Raw genomic sequence first — 23397 nt, forward strand, 5'->3', positions numbered from 1 at the left:
CCTAATAACGAAAAGTTGGAACGCCATGAAGAACCTAGTCATTACTCTTGCTCTGATGGTTGGCGTAACGGGGATGGCACAAGCCAAGGGCGATGCCGCTGCGGGACAGACCAAGGCTGCCGTTTGTGCGGCTTGTCATGGACCGGACGGAAACAGCCTGGTTGATATGTACCCCAAAATTGCTGGTCAGCACGCATCATATATCAAAAAGCAGTTAGTTGAACTGAAGGCTGCCGCTTCTGGTCAAATTGGCCGGGTTGCGCCAGTGATGGGGCCGATGGCGTTACCTTTGTCGGAACAGGACATGGATGACCTGGCGGCTTATTTCTCCAGCCTGAAGGTTACCCCTATCGCTGTCCCTGACGACGTGGTCGAAGCGGGCAAGGCACTCTATATGGGTGGTGACATGAGTCGCGGTCTGGCAGCTTGTACGGCTTGCCATGGTCCCCGTGGCTCGGGTGTCGAACAGGCGAAGTATCCAAACCTGTCCGGCCAGCATCCTGCCTATATCAAGGCTCAGCTCATCGCATTTCGTGCCGGCACGCGTGACAACGATCCGAATGGCATGATGCGGGACGTTGCCAAGAAACTGACTGATCAGGATATCGAAGCCCTCTCCAAATATGTGGCGGGTCTGCACTGATATAGTCGATACGGTCGATTTGAGTTGAAACGGGGAGCCTGGGCTCCCCGTTATTTTTATGGCTTTCAGATAATTCTCGGTTTAATCCCCCCGTTCTGTAAGAGATCTCCCATTCTCAAGGCAGGCCAAGGCTCATAAAATTGCATAAAATATTAAATAATCATTATTTATCAATGAATTATATGAATGTTGATATTTTTCGACATGTTGAGAATGTTTTGAGTGGATTGAGCCGCTTTATAGAGTTGGTACAGTAGGCTTAATGGATTCACCCACGGATTGGGTGGCGGTTTCACGACAGGGGGTTGTGAGCAGAGGATGGCTGGCGTGGCGGGATGCCATGGGCTCGGATGAGCTGGCAAAGGATTGAAGGATCAGGATGGTGACCATCTCCGGAGCGGGATGGGGTTGCGGGATGCAGACTCCCCGGCACGATGGCAGGATGCGGTCGAGACGGGTCAAACAAGCACACGCACATTCAGGAACGACCAATATAAGGTCAGGATGACCACACAACGATATGATGCGGCGACAAGTTGTCATGGAGAGGACGAAACAGACTGTTTTGCCATTCAGGATGGCGCACGCATGAACATATCAAGGCAGCTTCGGCTGCCTTTTTTCTTTTGGGTCATTAACCCGATTAGCCATTCTGTGTCAAAATACCAGCAACATACCCAGAGGATACCGATCCTGCGGTGTTCAGTGGCCTGATTGGGCCTGATTGGTGCGGGATCCTGCTCTTGTTCCAGCCTTACTGTTCCTCGCATCGTATCCCACCGGGTGAGATCATCCCGGGTACGGGTCAAACCAGTTATTTTCGGAGTTAGCCATTCATGTCTGCCAAACAACCCACTCGCAAGCCTACTGGCAAGCGCAAAGAATCTGATGTCAGTGCTCAGGAAGGCCGTGAGCGTAAACGGGCTGCCAAGCGAAAGGGCCTGAAGGCTGGTTCTCGTCAGCAAGTTGAACAGCCGAAGAACAAGTCTGGCAACAGCCAGTCTAAAGATCCGCGTATCGGTTCCCGCAAGCCGGTAGTGCTGGTGGTGGATGACAAACAGAAGAAGCCGGCAGCACCCAAGGCGGTGAAAGAGAAGAAGCTGGTGATGACCCCCGAGCAGGAGCTGGCTTCTATCGAAAACGATGACCGCTTGAATGATCTGCTGGATCGTCTGGATGCCGGTGAAACCCTGGAAGCGGCCGAGCAGGCCTGGGTTGATCAGCGCGTCGACCGTTATCAGGAGCTGATGGATGAGCTGGGCATCATCGACAATGACGATGATGAAGATGACGATCTGCCGTTTGATGATGGCGATGATGCCGAGTTCGACGAGCAGAAACCGGCCTCCGAAGAGGAGTTGTGGGATCGTTTCAACCAGGTCGATTTCAAGCCGGAACCCAAGCCTGAGCCGAAGAAAAAGTGATGAGTGGATGGATGCTGGCCGCCCTGTTGGGCGGCCTGATTTTGTCAGGATTGGCCATCTATGCAGGCATGCTGCTAGCCAGACTGAGGCGACAGCAAGCGATGCAGTGGCAGGCTATAACTGCTCGCAATGAGCGAATTCTGGAGAGCGTACGGGTCATTGCCCATGCGGTGCAGGAGGGGCAGTGCGATTACTCCGAAGGCGCCATTCGGCTGACCAATCTGCTGGATGCGTTGCAGATCAAGGGGGGGCGAGCGTTCGTTGCCGAGTTCCCGGGTCTGTACGGGCTGTATGAGAAGGTGAAAGATATGCCGACTCATGAGGCCAGACGCGCCCTCAAGCGCAATGAAGTGATGAAGATGGATCTCGAACGCAGCGGCTACGAGGCCGAGCTGGAGGCTCAGATCCTCAAGGATGTGGCCCAGCTGAAGGATTTTCAGTTAGGTCGGTGAGCCAACAATAACAACAAGAGAGGAAGCGAGCGTGCAAGCAGAACAGATTGTGTGGGATCAGGCCCTGATCGAAAAATATAACTACAGTGGCCCGCGTTACACCTCTTATCCCACTGCGCTGGAGTTCAACGAGAGCTTCGGCTATCCGGATTTTGTCCGCGCAGCCGGCCAGTATCCCGAGCGCAATCTGTCGCTCTACGTGCACATCCCTTTCTGTCACAAGCTCTGCTACTACTGCGGCTGCAACAAGGTCATTACCCGTCATCAGCACAAGGCTGACGAGTATCTCGACTACCTGGAGCAGGAGATCAAGGCGCAAGCCCCGCTCTTCAAGCACCGTCTGGTCACCCAGCTGCACTGGGGTGGCGGTACACCCACCTATCTGGATGAAGCACAAACGCGCCGTCTGATGGCCATGCTGCGTGAGCACTTCCATTTCGCCGAAGAGAGGGAGTTCAGCATCGAGGTCGATCCGCGCGAGATTGCCATTACCATGCTGGATGTGCTGCGAGACGTCGGCTTCAACCGCATCAGCCTTGGGGTGCAGGACTTCAACAAGGATGTACAGCTCGCAGTCAACCGCGAGCAGGACAACGACTTTATTAAAGCCATGTTGGAACGGGCCAGAGAACTGGGTTTCCGCTCGACCAACCTCGACCTTATCTATGGCCTGCCGCATCAGGATCGTGCCAGCTTCCACCATACGCTGGAAGAGGTGCTCAAGACGGATCCGGCGCGCCTCTCCATCTTCAACTATGCCCATCTGCCGAGCCGCTTTGCCGCCCAGCGCAAATTGAAAGAGGTGGATATGCCTGCGCCGCAGGAGAAATTGGCCATGCTGCAGGACACCATCGCCTTCCTCACTGGTCAGGGTTACCAGTTCATCGGCATGGACCATTTTGCCAAACCCGATGACGAACTGGCGGTGGCGCAGCGCGAGGGCAAGCTGCACCGCAACTTCCAGGGCTATACCACTCAGGGAGATTGTGATCTGTTGGGGCTGGGGGTCTCCTCCATCAGCATGATCGGTGATGCCTACTCCCAGAACCAGAAAGAGCTCAAGGCGTATTACGCACAGGTTGCAGAGCTGGGTCATGCCCAGTGGAAAGGCTGCTCGCTCAATCAGGATGACCTGATCCGCCGTGAGGTGATCAAGCGGCTCATCTGTGATTTCCGTCTGAACTTTGCCGCTGTCGAACAGGCGCACGGGCTCAATTTCAGAGAGTATTTTGCCGATGATCTCAAGCTGCTGCAGACCTTCATCAACGATGGATTGGTGCGTATGACGGAGGATGGTCTGGAAGTCTCCTCCACGGGGCAGCTGCTGATCCGTAATATCTGCATGTGCTTCGACATGTACCTGCGCAACAAGGCGCGTCAGCAGCAGTTCTCTCGCGTGATTTAAGCTTGTTTGCCGATTAGAAAACAGAAAAGGGCGCCATAGTGGCGCCCTTTCATATGTATTTTGCTTAGGCAGCGGGTCGGGAAGGTTCTGGCAAGAGGCCGTGGGCTGAGGCAAGCGATAGGGCTGTGAAACGCAGATAAAAAGATGGGGGCGACTTGCGTCGCCCCCGGTAGTCGTATCGCTCAGATCCTTGAACGAAGTTGCTCCCTGCAATCCCTGACTGTTTACCTCTTCCTTTAGGTTTCCCCTTCCCAATCCTTTGGGGTGTCCTTTAGCCGTCTTGGCCTGACGAGTCATCCTGTCCCGTCGCACTTTCTCCGTCCTGGGAGGTGTCCTTTACCACATCCTGTGGTGAGTCCATTTGCCCAACCCTGGCAGCCAGTCTTCCTGACCGACTTCATTGCGTCCGTGCATGAGTAACTATAAGGATTTTCTAACGGGCTACAACGCCAGATTGGAAAACGTTTTTGTCATTAGCTGTTTCGAAAGTGGTGAGTTTCGATTTATTCATTTATAAACAGCCAGTTAAGTTGCTCATCTTCATGTTTTAAGATCTTATCTTCCGATTATCTCGGGGATCTTTTAGGCTGTTTGCTTACATATGGAATGGCAGATCTCTTACACGGCGTTTTGGTTGCTTCAGAAACAGATTTTGCAGTCTGATGATGGCCATTCGGGGTGAGTTGGTGAGGCACACAAAGAGCGGCTGAATGGAGAAATTATGAGCGCTGGTTGAGCCGCTCATAGATGGTCTGGCGCTCTTCAGGAGTCAGCGAAGAGAAGTAGTGGGTAAAGAGGCGCAGCAACAGGGACTTGTTCATGCCATCTTGCTGGGTCAGATTACCCAGCTCGTCGATGGCCACCGTGCTCATGGAGAAAGTGGCTTTTTTGTAGCTGGGCTTCAGGTGCTCGCCACTCTCGATAAAGGCCAGCGCCGACAACGCCTCGTCACGATGCAGGCCCAGTTCAAGGCTGACCACCTTGGGTTTGCCCTTGGCGTAGAAATCCGCATCTTCGATAAATTCGTCGACGGTGAACTTCTTCTGGTGATGCAGCTGGTGCTTTTTCTTCAGATCGGCCAGACCCATCTCACACCCCCACTTGCAGGAACTCTTTGGCGATGGCCCGGATCTCTTCGGCGGATTTGCCATCCGGCTCGATCTCCATCACCGACAGCCCCTTCTCTTCGCTGTCGTCATAGACGTTGCGACCATAGGTGATGGCGTTCAGGACGTCGACACCGAACGAGGAGCAAACCTCTTTCGCTTCGAGAATGCGTTTTACCTGATTGGGCAGGGCGGGGCACTGGGTCAGCACTACGGCTGCATTGAGCGTCGGATTAACCATCTTGCAGGTGGTGATGAGATCTTCCATGTGGGGCAGGGTCTTGAGGTCGCGGCGTTTTGGGCGCAAGGGGATAAGGGCGTGGGTGGCGACAGCCATGGTGGAGCGCAGCGCCCGGTTGTCTTGCCCGCCGCAATCGACGATGACGTAGTCGTAGCGGTTTTTCAGGCTGAGCAGGTCGTTGCGAATATTGCCATAGAGCTGTACGCAGTTGATTTGTGGCAGCTCCGGGTTGTCATTGCGCTCCTGAATCCAGTCAGAGGTGGTGCGCTGCGGGTCGCAGTCGACCAGTAACACCTCCCCCTGAAATTGGGATCTGAGGTAGACCGCCAGATTTTGTGCCAGGCAGCTCTTGCCACTCCCCCCCTTCTCTCCACCGACCAACAAGATCATGACGTTCCCCTATCCATGAGAAAACCGCTGATTTCAGTATAGGAGGGGCCAGTCTCATCACAAGGCGAGAGGAGTGATGCTCCTCTCGTTGTTTCGACTAGTAATGAACGCTGCCTCCCTGCCAGCGGCAGACATAGTCAGGCACCAGCATCTGGGGGGCCTTGTCGACATGGCATACCACCATGGGCATGGCAGGGGCTCCTTCAGCCTGACTGAGGGTGGGGAGCGCAGAGAGCAGCAAAGTCGCGAGCAACAGCATGGGTTTCATCTTCATAACAACTCCTTGGTAGTGCCATTCCTGTGTGATCTGGATCACTTTCTGAGTTAAGCCGAGGTTGGCGCCAGTGCAAGGTGAGACGAATAAATTCAATTAATGAAAAAAGTATCAAAAGGCGTTGTGGTGACCGACGAGGATGGCTGCCCACCTCGATGCGGACTTTGTGCATATTAAGTTGAACCGAACAAAGAGGTGGTGACTGATGAGGCCTGGCCTGATGGGGTTGGCATCAATGCCATGATCTGGAACAAGAAAAAATTTATGCAGTGAATGTGGTCGATGTGAGTATTTATTTCTCCCGCGTTCCTCCCGTCACGGCGATGTATTCAATACATATGGAGTAATATTCAAATTCTATTTGTAAAGTTATTTATAGTTATGATTTTTAACAGTTTTTGTTATTTGAATTTAATCGATCCAGTGAGTTGGCATGAATAAAAAATGAATCAATCTGAAATATAGCAGGGTGGTTTTGCATGGTTATTCGGTGCACTTTGTGTGGAAAATGCGCAATTTGCTACCGGGCTCATAGATTGGATGGTGAATATATTCAGTTCTGGGTGAATGTGATCAATGTCTAAGTTTGTCGTGATTCGCAGGGCTAACCTCGGTCTCGAAAGGCAAGGGCAGGATAGAACATAAGCCGATTACCCTACATAAAGAATATCCCGCCTTAGCCACGAGCATGAATAGAAGGAATCTATTCAATCACTCGCAGGGACCACTGCTAGACGGAATATAATCATGAGCAAATTTTATGTAGGTTCTGAAGTTGGCCAATTGCGCCGTGTCATGTTGCACCGCCCCAACCTCAGTCTGAAGCGTCTGACTCCTTCCAACTGCCAGGATCTGCTGTTCGATGACGTCCTGTCTGTTGAACGCGCCGGTCAGGAGCACGACAAATTCGCTCAGGTACTGCGCGATCAGAATGTCGAAGTTTTCCTGCTGACCAATCTGCTGGCCGAGACTCTGGATGTGCCGGAAGCCAAAACCTGGCTGCTGCAACATCAGGTCTCCGACTATCGCCTCGGCTCTTCTTTTGCCAACGACGTGCGCTGCTTCCTGGCTGACATGCCGCACCGCGAACTGGCCCGCATTCTCTCCGGCGGCCTGACTTACTCCGAGATGCCCTACAGCGGCGTCAACATGGTAGTGGGCATGCACGCTCCGACCGATTTCATCATCGAGCCGCTGCCCAACCACCTCTTTACCCGTGACACCTCCTGCTGGGTTTACGGTGGCGTTTCCATCAACCCGATGGCCAAGCCGGCTCGTCGCCGCGAGACCAACCATGTGAAGGCCATCTACCGCTGGCACCCGATGTTTGCCGGTCAGGACTTCATCAAGTACTTCGGTGACGAGGAGCGTGACTACGACAACTCCACCATCGAGGGTGGCGACGTACTGGTTATCGGCCGCGGCGCTGTGCTGATCGGCATGTCCGAGCGCACCACCCCGCAAGGTGTCGAGCACCTGGCTCGCAGCCTGTTCAAACATGGTCAGGCCAAGCAGGTCATCGCCATGGAGCTGCCGAAGCACCGCAGTTGCATGCACCTGGATACCGTCATGACCCACATGGATATCGATACCTTCTCCGTCTATCCGGAAGTGATCCGCAAGGACGTGCAGTGCTGGAGCCTGACTCCGGGCGGCGCTACCGGCATGAACATCAAGGAAGAGGGTTACTTCGTCACCGCTATCGAGAAAGCGCTGGGCGTGGATCAGCTGAAGATCATCACCACTGGTGGTGACAGCTTCGAAGCCGAACGCGAGCAGTGGAACGACGCCAACAACGTGCTGACCGTACGTCCCGGCGTGGTGGTGGGTTACGAGCGCAATACCTACACCAACGAGAAGTACGACAAGGCCGGTATCACAGTTCTCTCCATCCCGGGTGATGAACTGGGCCGTGGCCGTGGCGGCGCCCGCTGCATGAGCTGCCCGATGGAACGCGACAGCATCTGATGAGACGGCGTGGCGCCGGCAGAAGCTGGCGCCACACAGAACCAAACTCGAGATTAACCACTATGAAAAAACCAACTGTCGTCGTCGCTCTGGGTGGCAATGCACTGCTCCGTCGTGGTGAGCCACTGGAAGCGGATATCCAGCGCAAGAACATTGCAACTGCCGCCAAGACCATCGCCCTGATCGCTCAGGAGTACAACGTGGTGCTGGTGCATGGCAACGGCCCGCAAGTCGGCCTGCTGGCCCTGCAAAACAGCGCCTACACCAAGGTATCCCCCTATCCGCTGGATGTGCTGGGTGCCGAGTCCCAGGGCATGATCGGCTACATGCTGATCCAGGAGCTGAAAAACCTGATGCCGAGCCGCAACGTCACCGCGCTGCTGACTCAGGTGCAGGTCGATCCCAAGGATCCGGCATTCGCCAACCCGACCAAATTTATCGGCCCCGTCTACGAAGAGGCTGAAGCCCGCACCCTGGCAGAAGAGAAGCACTGGGTGGTCAAGGCTGACGGCAAGTTCTTCCGCCGTGTAGTGCCATCCCCGCTGCCCCAGCGCATCGTGGAAGGCGATGCCATCGAAACCCTGATTGCCCAGGGCCACCTCATCATCTGTACCGGTGGTGGCGGCATCCCTGTGACTTGGGATGGCCAGAGCCTGACCGGTATCGAAGCCGTCATCGACAAGGACATGTCTGCCGCCTATCTGGCCAAGCAGATCAAGGCCGACGCCCTACTGATCCTGACCGATGCCGATGCCGTCTATCTGGATTGGGGCAAGCCGACCCAGCGTCCGCTGCGAGTCACCAGCCCGGACGAGCTGGCCGGGGTCAAGTTCGACGCAGGTTCCATGGGACCGAAAGTCGAAGCCTCTTGTGAATTTGTCAAAGCGACCGGCGGCATGGTCGGCATCGGCTCGCTGGAAGATGGCCTCGCCATCCTCAAGGGTGAAGCCGGCACCAATATCGTCGCCACCCGCACCGTACATGCGTAATTACCGATATCTGTACTGAGAATGCGTAGTCAACACTACTGCCCGAACTGGTCTGAAACATATATAGAGAGAACTCATCATGGCTTTTAATCTGCGTAACCGTAACTTCCTGAAACTGCTGGACTTCACCCCGCGCGAAATCCAATACATGATCGACTTGGCCATCGACCTGAAGAAAGCCAAATACGGTGGCTACGAGCGCAAGCATCTGGTCGGCAAGAACATCGCCCTGATTTTCGAGAAGACCTCCACCCGTACTCGTTGTGCGTTTGAAGTGGCGGCCTTCGACCAGGGCGCGCAAGTCTCCTACCTTGGCCCGAGCGGTTCCCAAATCGGTCACAAGGAGTCCATGAAGGACACCGCCCGTGTACTGGGTCGCATGTATGACGGTATCGAATACCGCGGCTACGGTCAGGAGATCGTGGAAGAGCTGGGCGCCTACGCCGGAGTCCCGGTCTGGAACGGCCTGACCAACGAATTCCACCCAACCCAGATCCTGGCCGACTTCATGACCATGCTGGAGCACGGCAAGGGCAAGCGTCTGGATCAAATCAAGTTCGCCTACCTGGGTGATGCCCGCAACAACATGGGTAACTCCCTGATGGTCGGCGCCGCCAAAATGGGCATGGACATCCGTCTGGTTGCACCGAAAGCCTTCTGGCCGGAAGAGGAGCTGGTTGCCAAGTGCCGCCTGATTGCCGAAGAGACCGGCGCACGCATCACCCTGACCGAAGATGTGAAAGAGGGTGTGCTGGGTGCTGACTTCCTCTACACCGATGTCTGGGTATCCATGGGTGAAGCGAAAGAAGCCTGGGATCAGCGCGTCAAACTGATGACCCCGTATCAGGTCAACATGGATGTCATCAACGCCACCAAGAACCCGGATGTGAAGTTCATGCACTGCCTGCCGGCGTTCCACAACGACGAGACCACCATGGGCAAGGAAGTGGCTGACAAATATGGCATGAAAGGCCTGGAAGTGACTGAGGACGTGTTCGAATCCGAGCACAGCATCGTTTTCGACGAGGCCGAAAACCGGATGCACACCATCAAGGCAGTGATGGTTGCTACGCTGGGCGACTAAGGTCGCAGTAGTGGTGCCGGGGGGCGACCCCCGGCTTTTCGACCATGTGACAGCGGCATAATACCTCTAACCCTACAACCCGCAGCCTGCATGGATACCACACCCACAGAAGGAAGCTGGACCATGACCAAATTCAAGTTCCCGTCAGCCTACACGATACTGTTTGTGCTGATCGCCCTGGTGGCCGCCCTGAGCTGGATAGTGCCGGCCGGCAAATATGAGATGACCATGAACGAAGCCCTCGGCAAAGAAGTGCCGGTGGCGGGTACCTACAAACTGGTGGAGGGGAATCCCCAGGGGATCGTCGACGTGCTGCTGGCACCTATCGATGGCCTCTACAACCACGACACCTATGAGGCAGGCGCCATCGACGTCTCCCTCTTTATCCTGATCATCGGTGGTTTTCTTGGCATAGTGACCAAGACAGGTGCCATCGATGCCGGTATTGAACGTGTGACCGACCGCCTGCGCGGCCGGGAAGAGTGGATGATCCCGATCCTGATGGCGCTGTTCGCCGCAGGCGGCACCATCTACGGCATGGCCGAAGAGTCGCTGCCTTTCTACACCCTGCTGGTGCCGGTGATGATGGCCGCCCGCTTCGACCCAGTGGTGGCAGCGGCAACCGTATTGCTGGGCGCCGGTATCGGTACTCTGGGTTCCACCATCAACCCGTTTGCGACTGTTATTGCAGCCAACGCTGCCGGTATCTCCTTCACCGACGGTATCTGGCTGCGCGTTGCCATGCTGGTCGCCGGTTGGCTGCTCTGTGTTGCCTACGTCATGCGTTACGCCAAGATGGTGCGCAGCGATCCGAGCAAATCTCTGGTGGCTGACAAGTGGGAAGAGAACCGTGCCCACTTCCTTGGCAACAAGAGTGACCAGATGCTGGAGTTCACCCTGACCCGTAAAATCGTGCTGGGTATCTTCGTCGCCGCCTTCGCCGTGATGATCTACGGTGTGGCCGTGCTGGGCTGGTGGATGGCGCAGATCTCCGGTGTGTTCCTGGCAGCCGCCATCATCGTTGGTCTCATCTCCCGCATGAGCGAGGAGGAACTGACCTCCAACTTTATCGATGGTGCTCGCGACCTGCTGGGGGTGGCGCTGATTATCGGTATCGCCCGCGGTATCGTGGTAGTGATGGATAACGGCATGATCACTCACACCATTTTGCACAGTGCAGAAGGGATCGTGACCGGCCTCTCCACCATCGTCTTTATCAACGTGATGTTCGTGCTGGAAGTGGTGCTCTCTTTCCTGGTGCCGTCCTCCTCCGGTCTGGCTGTACTGACCATGCCGATCATGGCGCCGCTGGCCGACTTCGCCAACGTGGGCCGCGATCTGGTGGTGACTGCTTACCAGTCTGCCTCCGGTCTGGTGAACCTGGTGACCCCGACCTCCGCCGTGGTCATGGGCGGTCTGGCCATCGCCAAGGTGCCTTATGTGCGCTGGCTGAAGTGGGTGGCTCCGTTGCTCGGTATCCTGACTGTGCTGATCGTGGTCTGCCTGAGCCTGGGCGCCGTGCTCTCCTGAGGATGGCAAGCAAGATGAAGCGGGAGCCTGCGGGCTCCCGTTTTTTTATGGGCGCAAGAAGTGATGGGCACAAAGTCGCAGGCAACAAAAAGGCGACCCGCAGGTCGCCTCGATGCATTCGATGAAAGGGGTTAGCGGGCTTGTGCCAGGGTGCGCACCACGGCGGCGTGGGCCTGACGGGTGCGGCTGATATGGCGCGGCGCGACCAGTACTACATCGTTGCCCGCGACGGCGCCCATGATCTCGGGATTGGCGTTGCGATCCAGCAGGCGGGCCACCACGGTGGCGGCCCCCGGAGTGGTGTGGATCAGCACCATCTGCTGGTTGTGTACCACTTCACGCACCATGTCGTGGATCGAGCGGGTGCTGCCGGCGGGTTCCAGCTGCTCGTCGACCAGGGTGTAGACCTTCTTGCCGTTGGCATTCTGCGCCTTGGCAACGCCGAGACGGCGCAGCAGGCGGGAGATGGTGGACTGGCTGATGTCGGCAAAGCCGCGCTCCGACAGCTCGCGACGGATCTCTTCCTGGGTGCTGTAGCAGTGCTGACCGATGATCTGGCGACAGGCATCCAGCTGGGCCAGATCGGGCTCTTGGGCAACGGGACGACTGAGGGTTTTGACCACGGCGAATTCCTTTGATGATGACCGGAGGTAAACGCGCGATATCTGCCATAGCAGTCAGTTATCAGGCAAAAACACTGATAATCCATCTATATGCAGGGAATGAGCGGGCATTACCATCTTGCGATGGCAAATTATAGCTGACTGGAAATTCGGTGATGTGACAGGGTTCAAAAATGGGCCCCGCAGGGCCCAATCAGATATCAGTAACGCTCGCTGACGATGTCCTGAGTGAAGGACTTCTCGCAATATTTGCACTTCATCCGCACGACGCCTTTCACTTCGCGCACCCGGAAGTAGCTGTCTACCGGCTCGTTGTGGGAGATGCAGTTGGAGTTGGGGCAGTGGAACACCCCGGCGATGAACTCCGGCAGCTCCAGCTGGTGCTTCTTCACCACATTGAAGTCTTCGATGATGTTGACGGTCGCTTTCGGGGCGAACAGCGCCAGCTGGTTGGCCTGTTGCTCGGTCAGGCGGGTGTTCTCAATCTTGATGAGATCCTTCTTGCCCAGCGCGCCGGATTTCAGGTTGAAGCCGACGGTGATCCGCTCCTGGGTTTCGACCAGCTGGAACAGCTTGAGGATCTTGATGCCCTGGCCAGCGGGGATGTGATCGATGACGGAGCCGTGACGGATGGCTTCGACTTGCAGTTGGTTCTTGTCAGACATGATATTCCCCTAAGCTCAGACAGTTTCGTTCAGTACCAGTGCCAGCAGCGCCTGGCGTGCATAGACCCCGTTCTCCGCCTGCTGGAAGTAGCAAGCGTGGGGAGTCTTGTCGACCGCTACATCGATCTCGTCGACGCGGGGCAGGGGATGCAGGATCTTCATGGTGGGCTTGGCCCCTTCCAGAGTCGCCAGTTCCAGAATGAACTTGGCGGCCATGTGCTTGTATTCAGTCTCGTCGAAGCGCTCTTTCTGGACGCGGGTCATGTAGAGGATGTCCAGCTCCGGCATCACCTCTTCCATGGTCTGGTGGACGCTGAACTGGATGCCCTTCTCTTCCAGCTCTTCACAGATGTAGTCCGGCATCGCCAGCGCTTCCGGGGAGATAAAGAAGAAGCGACAGTTGAACAGGCTGAGGGCCTGGGCCAGCGAGTGCACGGTGCGGCCATATTTCAGGTCACCGACGAAGGCGACGTTGAGGTTGTCCAGACGGCCCTGGGTCTCATGGATGGTGAACAGGTCGAGCAGGGTCTGGCTCGGATGCTGGTTGGAGCCGTCGCCGCCGTTGATGACCGGCACGCGGGAGAATTCGGAGGCTAGACGGGCCGCACCCTCTTTCGGGTGGCGCATCACCACCGCATCCGAGTAGGAGCCGATGATCTTGATGGAGTCAGCCAGCGTCTCGCCCTTCTTGGCGCTGGTGTTGCCACCGTCGGCGAAGCCGATGATGTTGCCGCCAAGGCGCTGTACCGCGGTCTCGAAGGAGAGGCGGGTGCGGGTGGAGGCTTCGAAGAAGCAGCTGGCAACCAGCTTGTCTTTCAACAGGCTGGTGTCAGGTTCAGCCTTCAACCGTTGTGCGGTTGAGACTACCAGTTCCATTTCTGACCGGGTCAGGTCCGAAATGGAGATGACATGTTTCTTATAGAGTGGATTGGTCATCGTCTGCATTCCCTTTGACATCATTGGAGGTTTTTCGGGCACAAAAAAAAGCCCCTGAAACAGGGGCTTTTTTTAAAAATAACTGGGGATCTTTGGGGTGGGAACCGGAAAAAACGGGGCCGCTCTGGTGCGCACCACCCGTCTGCAAGGCTGTTTTCTGAATCAAAAACTGCATCGTTTCGTCCCGACCTTTTTCAAAAACGGACAGATTATAGGGCCGCTTTTTTAATTGTCAAAATTTTATTTCTGATGCCAATTTCAGCGTGAAAAACGTTTAAGTGGCGGAAACATGACGACAAATCCACACCTTGTGCGTCTCTTGCAGCGATTCCCCATCGCGGGCCATGGCGCGCAAATAACCGAGTCTGTGGTGCCCTTCCAGCAGGCAGTATGGTTGTGGCAGCGGTTGCCCGTTCGGGTAACTGCACCCCTCGGCGGGCACCAGCACGATGACAGGTTCGGGCCAGGTGCCTTCGCTCAGCATCTTCTCGCCGAGCCAGGAGCGACGGACATAGCGGTTGCTGCGCAGCATCTCGCCCCAGCGCTCGATCACCTCCATATGGTGGGAGTCTATCTGATCCACCAGTTGCGCGGTGGGCCAGCTTTCACAGGTGAACTGATGGCTGGCGAGATCGATAAAGCTCCAGTTGGACTCAAAACCGCGCCAATGACGGTAAATCCACTGGGAAAGCACATTTTCAGGAATAAAGGGCACCAGCGGCGCGACCCGTTCAAGATAGGCGGGCAGGGCCTCTGTCTTGCGTTCATCCCTGAAATTGAGGGGCGCCAGTTGTTGGAGCAATCGGTAATTGAGCATAAGTGGCCTCCCGGTACCTGATTTCACCCTACCCCCATTTATGTCCCATTCCTACCCCGGCAGGGCTGCAAATACAGCAAGTTATCCCGCTTTGCTGCACAAACAACCGCGACTTGTTCGGGATTTGTGCAATCGCATCGAAAGCGTAAAAAAAGCCTTTACCTTTGATCTCCACTTTGTATACTACGCCTCGTTTGTTGCAGGGGCGTAGTTCCAATTGGTAGAACAGCGGTCTCCAAAACCGATGGTTGCGGGTTCGAGTCCTGCCGCCCCTGCCATTTTCAGAAAGGCCAGCTCATTGAGCTGGCCTTTCGCATTTCCGGCGTTCGCCAATTTATCCCTCTCTCCTTTCTCTTCTCCTTCTTGCCGTTAGCAGTCCGGTGACTGTGGCCAGATTGATCTCGATGTCTGTCGCAAGAGCGTTCAATGTGCAGCAACCCGCTGTTTCAGGACGGTGACCAGCCGCTGGTGGCGGGCGGGGAGCGGCCACTCGGCGCGGTAGATCAGCCAGAGGGTGTCGATCACTTCAATGCGGCTATGGATCACCCGGATCTTCTCCTGCTGGGCAAAGGCGGTGACGGCGAAGCGGGGCAGCACGGTAAAGCCGAGGCCGCGGGCGACCGGCTCCAGGATCAGGCCGATCTGGTTGGTAAAGCCGCGCAGGGGGATCTCGTCAACGCGCTGGCCGGGGTAGCGTCGTCCCAACAGGCGTTGTGCCATGCTGCGGCCATCCGGATGGTCGATAAAGCCGAGCTGACAGAGGTGCTGCCAGCTCTGCTCCTCGCCATCGTTGGGAACCACCAGACAGAGGGGTTCGCGGGCGAAGGGCTCGGCGGCGATGCTGGGGTGCTCCGGCGGTTGATCCACCAGTCCCAGATCGCTGCGCCCCGCCAATACCGCCTGCACTATGTCGGGGGTGGGGGCGAAACGGTGCTGGATGGTGAGTCCGGGGTGCTCCTGTTGCTGGTCGAGCAGCAGGGGATAGAGCAGCAGGCCGATGCTGCCGGGGGTGGACAGGGTGATGGCGCCGCGGTGAGGGTCGTCGTCAGAGAGACGGGCCCGCAGCTGTTCGGCGGCCTGCGCCTGCTGGCGGGCGAAGTCGAGCAGCACCAGCCCGCGCGGAGTGAGCTCCAGCTGACGAGGCTTGCGCAGCAGCAGGGGGCCGAATTCGGCCTCGAGGCGCGAGATATGCTGACTGACGGCGGCCTGGGTGAGATCCAGCCGTTCGGCGGCACGGGTAAAACTGCCGGTTTCATGCACCACCACCAGGGTGTGGAGCCAGAGCGGATTAACCATAAATTTAATTTATGCCTTCCATTAGTTTGACCTTATTTTTCATTATGTCGCCCCTTCCTATCATATCACCTGTTTCCCACACACAATTTCAAGGTGACGTATGACCTATCCACGCAACTTCTCCCACATCGGCATCACGGTGACTGACCTCGACAAGGCAGTCGAGTTCTATACCAAGGTGATGGGCTGGTATCTCATCATGCCGGCGACCACCATCACCGAGGATGATTCCGCCATCGGCGTGATGTGCAACGACGTGTTCGGCCCGGGCTGGGGCTCCTTCCGCATCGCCCACCTCTCCACCGGCGACAAGATCGGCATCGAGCTGTTCGAGTTCCCCAACAGCGAGCAGCGCGAAAACAACTTCGAATTCTGGAAGAGCGGGGTGTTCCACTTCAGCGTGCAGGATCCGGATGTCGAGGGGCTGGCGGCGCGCATCGTCGCGGCGGGCGGCAAGCAGCGGATGCCGGTGCGCGAGTACTACCCGGGCGAGAAACCCTACCGCATGGTCTACATGGAAGATCCCTTCGGCAATATCGTCGAGATCTACAGCCACAGCTATGAGCTGACCTACTCCGCCGGTGCATATCAGGGGTAAGTGACAGGCCGCCTTAGGGCGGCCTGCTGCTTTGTTGTTACAAGAGTCAGTAGCATGGAATAGCGATCTGGTTCACACGAATAGCGCGTTCTATTGTTGATAGATGGGAAAATATACAGATTCACTAAAGTCTGTTCATATTGCGGCCGATAGCCTTTGATACATCAGGGTTTTCCCTGCCTGACACAACAACAAGGATTCGTCGTCATGACCCTCTCTCTGCGCGGCAAGCTGCTGGCCACCAGTCTTGGCGTAGTGCTGCTGATGGCATCACTGCTCGGCATCGTTGCCTTTCACACCCTAAAATCCCGCACCATGAGCGCCATCCAGAGCGAGGCGGTCAACTATGGCCACGCCTACTCGGTCGCCATCGGCGAATGGATGACGGATCGCAAGAACACCGTCCATGCGTTGGTCAACCTGATCAGCGACAACCCCCAAGCCGAGCTGGTGCCGCACCTGAAGCAGGCCTACACCTCGGGCGGCTTCGGGCTCACCTATTTTGGCTCCGCGCAGGGGGTGATGACCCGGCAGGATCCCTCCCTCAACACCGGCAACTATGACCCGCGCGAGCGCCCCTGGTATCAGGATGCGGTGAAGGCGGGGCAGCTCATCGTCACCGCCCCCTATGTCAGCGTCACCATGCAGAAGCTGGTGGTCACCCTCTCCGAGCCGGTACTCCATCAGGGGGAGCTGGTCGGTGCCGTGGGGGCCAACCTGGCGCTCGACAAGCTGATCGACGAAGTGCTGGCGATGAAGGTGCAGGGTGAGGGCTACGCCATGCTGCTCGACAGCAGCGGCCTCATCGTCGGCCATCCGCAGAAGGATCTGGCGCTCAAGCCCATCGCCGAGCTGGCGCCGGGACTCTCTGCCGCCACCTTCCAGCAGTGGGGCCGCGAGAACAGCGAGCTGCACGCCGCCACTCTCGACGGGCGGGATGTGCTGCTGGCGGTACAACCGGTGCCGGGCACCGACTGGCTGCTGGCCATGGTGATGTATCGCGATGTGCTGGAGGCGCCGCTCAGCAGTCTGCTGTGGGAGCTGGTGGGGCTGACCCTGGTGCTGATGCTGGTGTTCAGCGCCCTGCTCACCGCCACCTTCAAATACCTGTTCGCCGATCTCGGTCGGGTCGCGCACGCCCTGCACGACATTGCCCACGGCGAGGGGGATCTCACCGTTCACATCAACACTCACAGCAAGGATGAGGTGGGTCAGCTGGCCCAGAACTTCAACCAGTTTGTGGCGCGGCTGCACGGTATCGTCAGCCGGTTGCGGGATGTGACCGTCGAGCTGGCGGCCCAGTCCCGTGCCCAGGCGGCCGGGGCGCAGGCCCGCAGTCAGCGGGTACGCCAGCAGCAGGACGAGATCGTGATGGTGGCGACCGCGGTGACCGAGATGGCCTCCGCTACCCAGGAGATCGCCGGTAACGCCGAGTTTGCCGCCACTACCGCCACCGATGCGGTTGCACTGGCGGTCGCCGGTCAATCCCAGGTTGGCCAGAGTCAGCGCAGCATTACCGGTCTGGCGGACGAAGTGGCCGATGCCAGCCAGATCATCAATGAGCTCGACAGCCATGCCCAGAAGATCAGCGGCATTCTGGCGACCATCAGCGGCATCGCCGAGCAGACCAACCTGCTGGCGCTCAACGCCGCCATCGAGGCGGCCCGGGCCGGTGAGCAGGGGCGCGGTTTCGCGGTAGTTGCGGACGAGGTGAGGGTGCTGTCGCGCCGTACCCACGACTCCACCGACGAGATCCAGCAGATGATCGAGACCCTGCAGCAGACTACCCGTCGCGCCGTGGGTGGCATGGAGACCAGCCGTCAGCTGGCGGGTACCAGCGTCGAGGATGCCGAAGCGGCCAACCAGAGCCTTGCCCGGATCAACGAGGCGATCGGCTCCATCAGCGACATGGCGACCCAGATCGCCGCAGCGGCCGAGGAGCAGACTTCAGTGACCGGCGAGATCAGCCGCAATACCGAGAATATCCGCCACGTCTCGCAAGAGCTGGCCGAGCAGGCGGGCAGCGAGGCGGCGCAGGCGGCCGAACTCAAGTCGTTGACCGAGCGGCTGGAGCAGGAGATCGGCCGCTTCCGGCTCTGACATCCCGCCACTCCAGCAACAGAAAGGGCAGCCCGCGGGCTGCCCTTTGTTTTTTTACGGCTGGCTTAAGGGGTCTGCTTGACCCAAATCAGCTGGTCGGTGGCAAAGCCCAGCGACTTCGCCTTGGCGACCAGCGCATCCACTTTCGCCTTGGGCGGGTTGGGTGAGCGGGAGAGGATCCAGAGGTAGTCGTGGTTGTAGCTGGTCACCAGCGAGAGCTGGTAATCGGGGTCGAGGTCGATGACGTTGTAGCCGCCGTAGAAGGGGCCGAAGAAACTCACCTTGAGCCGCGCCTCGTCCGGGTTGCCGACGAAGTAGGCCTTGCCCTCGGCTTCGCGCCAGCTGCCATCGCTCTGCTTGCCGCGGTTGAGCACCTTGACGCCACCGTCATCCCGCATGTTGTAGGTGGCGCTCACCTGCTCCAGCCCCCGCTCGAAGCTGTGGTCGAGGCGGGCGATTTCGTACCAGGTACCAAGATAACGATCGAGCTGGAAGCCGGTAACGGGGCGAATGCCATCGGCTATCCCGGTACAGGCCGTCAGCAGTAAAGCGGTGAACAGGCAAAGCAGTGAACGCATAAGTAATCCCTCTCTTGTTATCCCTCAATGATGCGCAGCTGGCCATCCCGGAAGCGGGAGGCCTGATCCGTCGGCGTGCTGCCGAAGAAGCGCTTGTACTCCCGACTGAACTGGGAGTTGCTCTCGTAACCGACTCTGGCTGCCGCGGTGCCCGCCTTGATACCGTCATGCAGCATCATCATCCGCGCCTTGTGCAGGCGAAACGACTTGATGTACTGCAGCGGCGAGGTGGCAGTGACCGCCTTGAAGTGGTGGTGAAAGGCGGAGACGCTCATGTTCACCTCCCGCGCCAGCTCCTCCATGGTGAGGTTGTCGGCATAACGGGACTCTATCATACGCAGCACCCTGGCGATCTGGCCCACATGGTTGTGGCGATTGGCGAGCGCCTGCAGCGCCGGGCCGCCCCCCTCGGTGAGAGCGTGGAACAGCATCTCCCGCACCGTCTGCGGCCCCAGCACCCTGGCGTGCAACGGGTTATCCATCAGCTCGATCAGTCGCTCGGCGGCGCAAAACATGGTTTCCGACAGGGGGACCGAGTGGACACCGCTCTTTTGCGGCGCGGGGGCGGGCAAGGCATCGCCCAGCTCCAGCAGCAGCTCTTGCAGGGTGACCAGATCGATCTCGATGGTAAAACCGATAAGCGGCTGCTCGGGGGAGGCGAAGCACTCGCACTCGCAAGGGAGCGGCAGGGTCATCAGCAGATAGTGGTTGGGGTCGTAGCGAAACACTTGATCCGCCAGATAACCCACCTTGTGTCCCTGCAGGATAACGATCATCCGCGGTTGGTAGAGCACCGGGGTGCGGCCATGGTGCTCGGTGGTATAGATGAGGTTGACCTGTTTCACCGGTGACGGGGTGATGCCGGGGGCGGTGACGTGGCGGGTCAATCTGGCGGCGAGGTCGCTGTAACGGTTTTGCATGGGCGCTCTTTGATTCGACAGTTCCGGTTTTCGCTGCTTTGTAGAAATAGGCAAGAATCAAGCAGGATGTTGTCTTGAAGGTAGGGTGGTTCTGGAGAAAAATGCAATCACGATTTCGCGGCCAGGCCGCCCTGACTATCAGAAGAAGGCAATGTCGATGAACAACTTTACTCTCCATACTCCGACCAAAATCTTGTTCGGCCAAGGGCAGATCGCCCAGCTGCGCGAGCAGCTTCCGAGCGATGCCCGCGTCATGATCACCTACGGTGGCGGCAGCGTGGTACGCAGCGGCCTGCTGGAACAGATCCGCAACGAGCTGGCTGGCATGACCCTGTTTGAATTTGGCGGCATCGAACCGAACCCGGCCTACGAGACCCTGATGGGCGCCGTGGAGCTGGCCCGTGCCGAGCGGGTCGACTTCCTGCTCGCCGTTGGCGGTGGTTCCGTGCTCGATGGCACCAAGTTTATCGCCGCTGCCGCGCACTACGATCTGGCCAAAGATCCCTGGCACATTCTCGAGACCGTCGGCAGCGAAGTGCGTTCCGCCATCCCGCTCGGTTCCGTGTTGACCCTGCCGGCGACCGGTTCCGAAATGAACATGGGCGCCGTCATCACCCGTCGCAGCAGTGGCGACAAGGTGCACTTCTTCTCGCCGTTCGTGATGCCGCGCTTCGCCGTGCTGGATCCGGTGCTCACCTACACCCTGCCCGAGCGTCAGGTGGCGAACGGGGTGGTGGATGCCTTTGTTCACATCGTGGAGCAGTACCTCACCTATCCGGTCAATGCCAAGGTGCAGGATCGCTTCGCCGAAGGCTTGCTGCTGACCCTGATCGAAGAGGGCCCCAAGGCGCTGGCCGAGCCGCACAACTACGAGGTGCGCGCCAACATCATGTGGAGCGCCACCATGGCGTTGAACGGCCTGATTGGTGCCGGTGTGCCACAGGACTGGGCCACTCACATGCTGGGTCACGAGCTGACTGCCCTGCACGGCCTCGACCACGCCCAGACTCTGGCGGTGGTGCTGCCTGCCCTGCTGCAGGCCAAGCGCAAACAGAAACATGCCAAGCTGCTGCAATACGCAGAGCGGGTGTGGGGTCTGCACAGCGGTAGCGAAGCGGAGCGCATCGACGATGCCATCGCCGCGACCCGCGACTTCTTCGAGCGGATGGGGGTCAAGACCCGACTGCGCGACTACGGTCTGAAAGATCTGGGTATCGACACCCTGATCGGCAAGCTGGGTGAGCACGGCATGACCCGTCTGGGCGAGCACAGCGATATCGATCTGGTGCAGAGCCAGCATATTTATGAAGCGGCCTGGTAAGGGCCGCCAATCGGTGCCAAACGGGCGAAACGATTGAATTGCCGGGGCCCTCTCCCGCCATATGGCGGCTGAGTGGTCCCGCTTTTGTTGGGAAAATGTTACTTTTCGGCGTTTCGCTGCGAGAAGTGAGACGAAAGCGGATTTCGTAAGAACAAAAAACGCTAAGATAGAGGGCCGGTAAAACATTTTTTTTGACTGGTTGGATCACTTTTTTCAGCCGTTTTTACTGGTATAAGCCTCTAATTTGGTTTGTTTTTTTTAATCGTAGCCAGGGATGGGCTGAATTCTGTACGAGTGCCGTCGGGACTGCGGTTGTAATAAAACTCCAAAATTTGATACTAATCACCTTCGCGCCTGAAAAGCGGGGGGCCTGACCATGACAGGAGGTTGAGGTAAAGCCTACTGATTTTCATAACAAAGAGCCCTGGACCTGCACTTTGGTCATGTCTTGTTTCGTCAGAAGTGAGACACTGGGCAGCGATTGTTTATTAACCATCAGGGAATAGTCATGCAGATTGGAATACCGAGAGAGAGTCTCGCCGGTGAGACCCGGGTCGCAGCGACCCCGGCTACCGTCGAGCAGCTGAAAAAGCTCGGCTTCGAGGTCGCCATCGAGACCGGCGCAGGCCTGTCGGCCAGCTTCGATGATGCCGCCTTCGAGGCTGCCGGTGCCAGCGTGGTGCCGAATGTCTGGCAAGCCGACCTTATCTTCAAGGTCAATGCGCCGACCGATGCCGAGATCGCACAAATTAAAGATGGCGCCACTCTGGTGAGCTTCATCTGGCCTGCCCAGAACCCTGAGCTGGTCAAGAAGCTGTCCGAGCGCAACATCAATGTGATGGCGATGGATATGGTGCCGCGGATCTCCCGTGCCCAGTCCCTCGATGCCCTCTCCTCCATGGCCAACATCGGTGGCTATCGCGCCGTGGTTGAAGCTGCGCACCAGTTCGGTCGCTTCTTCACCGGTCAAATCACCGCAGCCGGTAAAGTGCCGCCTGCCAAAGTGCTGGTGATCGGTGCCGGTGTAGCCGGTCTGGCCGCCATCGGTACGGCCGGTTCCCTCGGCGCCATCGTGCGTGCATTCGACACCCGTCTGGAAGTGGCCGAGCAGATCGAATCCATGGGTGGGGAATTCCTCAAGCTGGACTTCGGTGGCGAAGACGGTGCATCCAGCGATGGTTACGCCAAAGTCATGTCCGATGAGTTCATCAAGGCCGAGATGGAGCTGTTCGCCCAGCAGGCCAAAGAGGTGGACATCATCATCACCACCGCCCTGATCCCGGGCAAGCCGGCTCCCAAGCTGATCACCAAAGAGATGGTCGACAGCATGAAGCCGGGCTCCGTCATCGTGGACATGGCCGCTCAGGCTGGCGGTAACTGTGAATACACAGTGCCGGGTGAGCTGCATGTCACCGCCAACGGCGTCAAGGTGATCGGTTACACCGATCTGCCGGGTCGTCTGCCTGCCCAATCCTCCCAGCTCTACGGTACCAACCTGGTCAACCTGATGAAGCTGATGTGCAAGGAGAAGGACGGCAACGTTGCCATCGACTTCGAAGACGTGGTTCAGCGCAACATGACGGTGATCCAGGCCGGTGAAGTGACCTTCCCGCCGCCCGCCATCTCCGTCTCTGCTGCCCCGCAGAAACCGGCAGCCGCCAAACCGGCCGCCAAGAAGGAAGAGGCCAAGCCCTCCAACAAGAAGTTCGTGTTCGGTGCCCTCGGCATCGCCGCCTTCGGCTGGATTGCGTCCGTTGCCCCGGCAGCTTTCCTCTCTCACTTCACCGTATTCATCCTGGCCTGTGTGGTCGGTTACTACGTGGTGTGGAACGTATCGCACGCCCTGCATACGCCGCTGATGTCGGTCACCAATGCCATCTCCGGCATTATCGTGGTCGGTGCCCTGCTGCAGATCGGGCAAGGGTCGACTCTGGTTACCGCGCTGGCGTTTATCGCCGTGCTGATTGCCAGTATCAACATCTTCGGCGGCTTCACCGTCACTCAGCGCATGCTGAAGATGTTCCGTAAGGATTAAGG

23 protein-coding genes and 1 tRNA gene are annotated in these 23397 nt (G+C 57.8%); 13 read left to right on the forward strand and 11 right to left on the reverse strand.

The window, feature by feature from the left end; genetic code table 11:
* The first annotated feature begins 25 nt into the window (after window positions 1-25).
* The 4 genes from I6L46_RS18080 to hemN all read left to right on the forward strand — a co-directional run bounded on the left by I6L46_RS18080 (window position 26) and on the right by hemN (window position 3924).
* Window positions 26-643, forward strand: a complete 618-nt coding sequence (locus I6L46_RS18080; RefSeq protein WP_216949813.1) for a cytochrome c — start codon at window positions 26-28, stop codon at window positions 641-643.
* Between the two features lie 836 nt (window positions 644-1479).
* Entirely contained in the window at window positions 1480-2067 is a 588-nt protein-coding gene (yihI, locus tag I6L46_RS18085; RefSeq protein WP_101530323.1) for a Der GTPase-activating protein YihI, read from the forward strand.
* Between the two features lie 11 nt (window positions 2068-2078).
* Entirely contained in the window at window positions 2079-2519 is a 441-nt protein-coding gene (locus I6L46_RS18090) for a DUF2489 domain-containing protein (RefSeq protein ID WP_005339712.1), read from the forward strand.
* Window positions 2520-2550: 31 nt separating this feature from the next.
* On the forward strand, window positions 2551-3924 hold the full coding sequence (gene hemN, locus I6L46_RS18095) for an oxygen-independent coproporphyrinogen III oxidase (RefSeq protein WP_216976608.1): 1374 nt from the start codon (window positions 2551-2553) through the stop codon (window positions 3922-3924).
* A gap of 719 nt (window positions 3925-4643) precedes the next feature.
* Here hemN and I6L46_RS18100 read toward each other — a convergent pair.
* The 3 genes from I6L46_RS18100 to I6L46_RS18110 form a co-directional block, all read right to left on the reverse strand.
* Complete coding sequence (locus I6L46_RS18100) at window positions 4644-5012, reverse strand: CopG family transcriptional regulator (RefSeq protein WP_216949811.1); 369 nt, start codon at window positions 5010-5012, stop codon at window positions 4644-4646.
* 1 nt (window position 5013) lies between these two features.
* Window positions 5014-5661: an AAA family ATPase gene (locus tag I6L46_RS18105; RefSeq protein WP_005339716.1), complete on the reverse strand. Its 648-nt coding sequence runs from the start codon at window positions 5659-5661 to the stop codon at window positions 5014-5016.
* 97 nt (window positions 5662-5758) lie between these two features.
* Entirely contained in the window at window positions 5759-5935 is a 177-nt protein-coding gene (locus tag I6L46_RS18110) for a hypothetical protein (protein ID WP_005339717.1), read from the reverse strand.
* A gap of 747 nt (window positions 5936-6682) precedes the next feature.
* On the opposite strand from I6L46_RS18110, the gene arcA reads away from it, so the two are divergent.
* The 4 genes from arcA to I6L46_RS18130 all read left to right on the forward strand — a co-directional run bounded on the left by arcA (window position 6683) and on the right by I6L46_RS18130 (window position 11506).
* A complete protein-coding gene (gene arcA / locus I6L46_RS18115) occupies window positions 6683-7903 on the forward strand; it encodes an arginine deiminase (RefSeq protein WP_005339718.1) in 1221 nt (406 codons plus the stop codon).
* Window positions 7904-7965: 62 nt separating this feature from the next.
* The gene (gene arcC, locus I6L46_RS18120; RefSeq protein WP_005339719.1) at window positions 7966-8892 is read left to right on the forward strand and encodes a carbamate kinase; all 927 of its coding nucleotides are present in this window, start codon (window positions 7966-7968) and stop codon (window positions 8890-8892) included.
* Between the two features lie 79 nt (window positions 8893-8971).
* Window positions 8972-9976, forward strand: a complete 1005-nt coding sequence (gene argF, locus I6L46_RS18125) for an ornithine carbamoyltransferase (RefSeq protein ID WP_005339721.1) — start codon at window positions 8972-8974, stop codon at window positions 9974-9976.
* Window positions 9977-10099: 123 nt separating this feature from the next.
* Window positions 10100-11506: a YfcC family protein gene (locus tag I6L46_RS18130; RefSeq protein ID WP_005339725.1), complete on the forward strand. Its 1407-nt coding sequence runs from the start codon at window positions 10100-10102 to the stop codon at window positions 11504-11506.
* Window positions 11507-11637: 131 nt separating this feature from the next.
* Here the strand turns inward: I6L46_RS18130 and I6L46_RS18135 are convergent, their stop codons facing one another.
* The 5 genes from I6L46_RS18135 to I6L46_RS18155 all read right to left on the reverse strand — a co-directional run bounded on the left by I6L46_RS18135 (window position 11638) and on the right by I6L46_RS18155 (window position 14547).
* Complete coding sequence (locus I6L46_RS18135; protein WP_005339728.1) at window positions 11638-12129, reverse strand: arginine repressor; 492 nt, start codon at window positions 12127-12129, stop codon at window positions 11638-11640.
* Window positions 12130-12329: 200 nt separating this feature from the next.
* Complete coding sequence (pyrI, locus tag I6L46_RS18140) at window positions 12330-12794, reverse strand: aspartate carbamoyltransferase regulatory subunit (protein ID WP_005339730.1); 465 nt, start codon at window positions 12792-12794, stop codon at window positions 12330-12332.
* 15 nt (window positions 12795-12809) lie between these two features.
* Complete coding sequence (gene pyrB / locus I6L46_RS18145; RefSeq protein ID WP_005339735.1) at window positions 12810-13730, reverse strand: aspartate carbamoyltransferase; 921 nt, start codon at window positions 13728-13730, stop codon at window positions 12810-12812.
* Window positions 13711-13905: a hypothetical protein gene (locus I6L46_RS18150; protein ID WP_216976610.1), complete on the reverse strand. Its 195-nt coding sequence runs from the start codon at window positions 13903-13905 to the stop codon at window positions 13711-13713. The genes pyrB and I6L46_RS18150 overlap by 20 nt, the downstream gene beginning before the upstream one ends.
* 99 nt (window positions 13906-14004) lie before the next feature.
* Entirely contained in the window at window positions 14005-14547 is a 543-nt protein-coding gene (locus tag I6L46_RS18155) for a hypothetical protein (RefSeq protein ID WP_216976612.1), read from the reverse strand.
* A gap of 201 nt (window positions 14548-14748) precedes the next feature.
* On the opposite strand from I6L46_RS18155, the gene I6L46_RS18160 reads away from it, so the two are divergent.
* Window positions 14749-14825, forward strand: a tRNA-Trp gene (locus I6L46_RS18160).
* Window positions 14826-14970: 145 nt separating this feature from the next.
* On the opposite strand, the gene I6L46_RS18165 is transcribed toward I6L46_RS18160, so the two are convergent.
* Window positions 14971-15843 (reverse strand): LysR family transcriptional regulator, encoded by an 873-nt coding sequence (locus I6L46_RS18165; RefSeq protein ID WP_216976615.1) that lies wholly within the window; start codon window positions 15841-15843, stop codon window positions 14971-14973.
* Between the two features lie 100 nt (window positions 15844-15943).
* On the opposite strand from I6L46_RS18165, the gene I6L46_RS18170 reads away from it, so the two are divergent.
* Together I6L46_RS18170 and I6L46_RS18175 are read left to right on the forward strand one after the other, a co-directional pair.
* Window positions 15944-16441, forward strand: coding sequence for a lactoylglutathione lyase family protein (locus tag I6L46_RS18170; RefSeq protein WP_216976617.1), 498 nt, complete (start codon window positions 15944-15946; stop codon window positions 16439-16441).
* A 207-nt stretch (window positions 16442-16648) separates the two neighbouring features.
* Window positions 16649-18541 (forward strand): methyl-accepting chemotaxis protein, encoded by a 1893-nt coding sequence (locus tag I6L46_RS18175; RefSeq protein ID WP_216976618.1) that lies wholly within the window; start codon window positions 16649-16651, stop codon window positions 18539-18541.
* A gap of 65 nt (window positions 18542-18606) precedes the next feature.
* Here the strand turns inward: I6L46_RS18175 and I6L46_RS18180 are convergent, their stop codons facing one another.
* Together I6L46_RS18180 and I6L46_RS18185 are read right to left on the reverse strand one after the other, a co-directional pair.
* Window positions 18607-19119: a lipocalin family protein gene (locus I6L46_RS18180; protein WP_216976620.1), complete on the reverse strand. Its 513-nt coding sequence runs from the start codon at window positions 19117-19119 to the stop codon at window positions 18607-18609.
* A gap of 17 nt (window positions 19120-19136) precedes the next feature.
* On the reverse strand, window positions 19137-20039 hold the full coding sequence (locus I6L46_RS18185) for an AraC family transcriptional regulator (RefSeq protein WP_019446575.1): 903 nt from the start codon (window positions 20037-20039) through the stop codon (window positions 19137-19139).
* A 157-nt stretch (window positions 20040-20196) separates the two neighbouring features.
* Here I6L46_RS18185 and yqhD point away from each other — a divergent pair, with 157 nt between their 5' ends.
* Together yqhD and pntA are read left to right on the forward strand one after the other, a co-directional pair.
* Entirely contained in the window at window positions 20197-21360 is a 1164-nt protein-coding gene (yqhD, locus tag I6L46_RS18190) for an alcohol dehydrogenase (protein WP_139405384.1), read from the forward strand.
* A gap of 508 nt (window positions 21361-21868) precedes the next feature.
* On the forward strand, window positions 21869-23395 hold the full coding sequence (gene pntA / locus I6L46_RS18195) for a Re/Si-specific NAD(P)(+) transhydrogenase subunit alpha (protein ID WP_040070064.1): 1527 nt from the start codon (window positions 21869-21871) through the stop codon (window positions 23393-23395).
* The last annotated feature ends 2 nt before the right edge of the window (window positions 23396-23397 follow it).

It is taken from the genome of Aeromonas sp. FDAARGOS 1416 (assembly GCF_019048085.1).
GTDB classification, from domain to species: domain Bacteria; phylum Pseudomonadota; class Gammaproteobacteria; order Enterobacterales; family Aeromonadaceae; genus Aeromonas; species Aeromonas veronii.